The sequence below is a fragment of the Melghirimyces algeriensis genome, from assembly GCF_900182565.1.
In the GTDB taxonomy this organism is placed as follows: Bacteria; Bacillota; Bacilli; order Thermoactinomycetales; family DSM-45169; genus Melghirimyces; species Melghirimyces algeriensis.
Genome location: NZ_FXTI01000022.1, coordinates 1 through 3,228 on the forward strand (window position 1 = coordinate 1; position 3,228 = coordinate 3,228).

Consider the following 3,228-nt stretch of genomic DNA (forward strand, 5'->3'; position numbering starts at 1 on the left):
ATTGCCTGGCAACGTCCTACTCTCCCAGGGGCCTGCGCCCCAAGTACCATCGGCGCTGGAGGGCTTAACTTCCGTGTTCGGGATGGGAACGGGTGGGTCCCCTCCGCCATCATCACCAGACCGTCTCTCTTTTCAGGGATACACCCTGAAAACCAGATACAGAAAGCTCAAGAAGCTTTTCGAAGCCATTCAGGAGAAGTCCTCGACCGATTCGTATCCGTCAGCTGAATGTGTCACCACACTTACACCTCGGACCGATCTACCTTGTCATCTTCAAGGGGTCTTACTCCATAAAGGATGGGAAATCTCATCTTGAGGGGGGCTTCGCGCTTAGATGCTTTCAGCGCTTATCCCTTCCGCACTTGGCTACCCAGCGATGCATCGGGCGACACAACTGGTACACCAGCGGTGCGTCCATCCCGGTCCTCTCGTACTAAGGATGGCTCCTCTCAAATTTCCTGCGCCCGTGACGGATAGGGACCGAACTGTCTCACGACGTTCTGAACCCAGCTCGCGTACCGCTTTAATGGGCGAACAGCCCAACCCTTGGGACCGACTTCAGCCCCAGGATGCGATGAGCCGACATCGAGGTGCCAAACCTCCCCGTCGATGTGGACTCTTGGGGGAGATTAGCCTGTTATCCCCGGGGTAGCTTTTATCCGTTGAGCGATGGCCCTTCCACTCGGTACCACCGGATCACTAAGCCCGACTTTCGTCCCTGCTCGACTTGTAGGTCTCGCAGTCAAGCTCCCTTTTGCCTTTGCACTCTACTGCGCGATTTCCAACCGCGCTGAGGGAACCTTGGGGCGCCTCCGTTACTCTTTAGGAGGCGACCGCCCCAGTCAAACTGCCCACCTGACACGGTCCCGCACCCGGATTACGGGTGTCGGTTAGAACCCCGGCACGATCAGGGTGGTATCCCACCATTGCCTCCACCGAACCTAGCGGCCCGGCTTCTCTGGCTCCCACCTATCCTGTACAAACCGTACCAAGATCCAATATCAGGCTACAGTAAAGCTCCACGGGGTCTTTCCGTCCTGTCACGGGTAATGCGCATCTTCACGCATACTACGATTTCACCGGGTCTCTCGTTGAGACAGCGCCCAAGTCGTTGCGCCTTTCGTGCGGGTCGGAACTTACCCGACAAGGAATTTCGCTACCTTAGGACCGTTATAGTTACGGCCGCCGTTTACTGGGGCTTCGGTTCAGAGCTTCTCCCGAAGGATAACCCTTCCCCTTAACCTTCCAGCACCGGGCAGGCGTCAGCCCCTATACTTCGCCTTACGGCTTCGCAGAGACCTGTGTTTTTGCTAAACAGTCGCTTGGGCCTCTTCACTGCGGCCCCCTCGAGCAATCACAAGATCACCCTACCGGGGCACCCCTTCTCCCGAAGTTACGGGGTCATTTTGCCGAGTTCCTTAACGAGAGTTTTCCCGCGCGCCTGAGGATTCTCTCCTCGCCTACCTGTGTCGGTTTGCGGTACGGGCACCTTCCGCCTCACTAGAGGCTTTTCTTGGCAGTGTGGGATCAAAGACTTCGGTACTCATAGTTCCCTCGCCATCACAGCTCAGCTTTATGAAGAGACGGATTTGCCTATCCCTTCAGCCTAACTGCTTGGACGCGCATTTCCATCAGCGCGATCTCCTACCCTCCTGCGTCCCCCCTGTCGCTCAAACAGCGGAAGGTGGTACAGGAATTTCCACCTGTTATCCATCGCCTACGCCTTTCGGCCTCAGCTTAGGTCCCGACTTACCCTGAGCGGACGAACCTTCCTCAGGAACCCTTAGGCTTTCGGCGGAGGGGATTCTCACCCCTCTTTTCGTTACTCACACCGGCATTCTCACTCCCCAGCGCTCCACCGCACCTTCCGGTACGACTTCCACGCCCTGGGGACGCTCCCCTACCATCCATTTGGATCCGCAGCTTCGGTGGCATGTTTGAGCCCCGTTACATTTTCGGCGCCGAGTCACTTGACCAGTGAGCTATTACGCACTCTTTGAATGATGGCTGCTTCTAAGCCAACATCCTGGTTGTCTAGGCAACTCCACATCCTTTTCCACTGAACATGCACTTGGGGACCTTAGCTGGCGGTCTGGGCTGTTTCCCTTTCGACTACGGATCTTAGCACTCGCAGTCTGACTCCCGGATAACAAGTCTACGGCATTCGGAGTTTGACTGAGTTCGGTAACCCTTGACAGGCCCCTAGCCCAATCAGTGCTCTACCTCCGCGACTCTTTCTTCCGAGGCTAGCCCTAAAGCTATTTCGGGGAGAACCAGCTATCTCCGAGTTCGATTGGCATTTCACCCCTACCCACACCTCATCCCCTGGTTTTTCAACACCAGTGGGTTCGGGCCTCCATTGAGTATTACCTCAACTTCACCCTGGACATGGGTAGATCACCCGGTTTCGGGTCGACGACAACGTACTAGGGACCCCAAAAAAGTAGTACTTTTTTGGGAACCCAATTCGCCCTGTTCAGACTCGCTTTCGCTACGGCTCCAGCTTCTCACCTTAACCTTGCACGACATCGTCACTCGCCGGTTCATTCTACAAAAGGCACGCCGTCACGCCTCATGGACGCTCCGACTGCTTGTAAGCACACGGTTTCAGGTTCTCTTTCACTCCCCTCCCGGGGTGCTTTTCACCTTTCCCTCACGGTACTGGTTCACTATCGGTCGCCAGGGAGTATTTAGCCTTGGGAGGTGGTCCTCCCGGATTCCCACGGGGTTTCACGTGCCCCGTGGTACTCGGGGTCCGTCCCGGAGGGGGAGGCGTTTCGGATACGGGACTGTTACCCTCTTCGGTGGGTCATTCCAGACCACTTCGCCTACGCTTCCCCTTTATCACTCCATCAGGACGCCCCACAACCCCGAAGGGTAACCCTTCGGTTTGGGCTGTTCCCCTTTCGCTCGCCGCTACTCAGGGAATCGCGGTTGCTTTCCTCTCCTCGGGGTACTAAGATGTTTCAGTTCCCCCGGTCTGCCTCAGCCTGCCCTATGGATTCAGGCAGGTGTACCAACGGTTATGCCATTGGTGGGTTGCCCCATTCGGAAATCTCCGGATCCATGCCTGCTTACGGCTCCCCGGAGCATATCGGTGTTCGCCCCGTCCTTCTTCGGCTCCTGGCGCCAAGGCATCCACCGTGCGCTCTTACTAACTTCTCCTCAATCGCTTCGGTGAATATCGTTTCTTGGCTCTCTTCTGTATCCGGTTTTCAAGGTGCATCA

At 56.4% G+C, this 3,228-nt stretch carries 2 rRNA genes; both read right to left on the reverse strand.

The features are described 5' to 3' along the window. Window positions 1–3: 3 nt before the first annotated feature. A 5S ribosomal RNA gene (gene rrf, locus FN782_RS16575) occupies window positions 4–120 on the reverse strand. A 70-nt stretch (window positions 121–190) separates the two neighbouring features. Next, a 23S ribosomal RNA gene (locus FN782_RS16580) occupies window positions 191–3,165 on the reverse strand. Window positions 3,166–3,228: the final 63 nt, after the last annotated feature.